Here is a 264-nt window from a genome sequence, read left to right as displayed (position 1 = left end):
ATCTGATATAGTTTTATTAAAAAGTGAGTTTTAGCCATGAAAAACTATCCAAGCAATATTACCCGCAAACAATTTGAACAGATTCGACCAGAGCTAGAAAGTTTTCGAAAACAAACTAGGCCCCGAAAATATGACCTCTACGAGGTCTTCTGTGCGATTATCTATGTCCTAAAAACAGGTTGTCAATGGCGACAAGTTCCAAGTGATTTTCCTGAATGGCATTCCGTCTATAATTACTACAAGCTTTGGTCTGCATCGCCTTTT

1 protein-coding gene is annotated in these 264 nt (G+C 37.9%); it reads left to right on the top strand.

Features of this window, described 5'->3' with window-relative positions:
* Nucleotides 1–36 precede the first annotated feature (36 nt).
* On the top strand, nucleotides 37–264 hold a 228-nt coding region (locus MZO40_RS17200; RefSeq protein ID WP_252133499.1), incomplete at its 3' end, for a transposase.

This window comes from Lactiplantibacillus sp. B652 (assembly GCF_023806745.1).
Classification (GTDB): domain Bacteria; phylum Bacillota; class Bacilli; order Lactobacillales; family Lactobacillaceae; genus Lactiplantibacillus; species Lactiplantibacillus pentosus.
The sequence above is the reverse complement of the archived record's forward strand: the minus strand, read 5'-3'. Positions and strand labels throughout refer to the sequence as shown.